The following is a 231-nucleotide window of genomic DNA, read 5'->3' as shown; positions in this document are numbered from 1 at the left end:
CCCGTACACTCCGGGCGGTGGGGCCATGCCATCTCGGGCGACCTGCCCATCGTGCTGCACAAGGCCACCGACTCAGAGAACGTGGAGCTGGTCCGGCAGCTGGTGCAGGCGCAGGCCTATTGGCGCCAGAAGGGCCTCAACACCGACCTGGTGATCTGGAACGAAAGCAAGGCCGGCTACCGGCAGGAGCTGCAGGACCAGATCCTCGGCCTGGAGGCCGCCAGCACAGGG

General features: G+C 67.5%; 1 protein-coding gene. It reads left to right on the top strand.

Annotation, left to right across the window (positions count from 1 at the left end):
- A partial coding sequence (locus tag KVS69_RS20825; RefSeq protein ID WP_217540254.1) for a hypothetical protein occupies window positions 1-231 on the top strand: 231 nt, incomplete at both ends.

This window comes from Stenotrophomonas sp. GbtcB23, from assembly GCF_019091045.1.
GTDB lineage: Bacteria > Pseudomonadota > Gammaproteobacteria > Xanthomonadales > Xanthomonadaceae > Stenotrophomonas > Stenotrophomonas rhizophila_A.
This window is presented reverse-complemented; position numbering and strand designations above follow the sequence as displayed.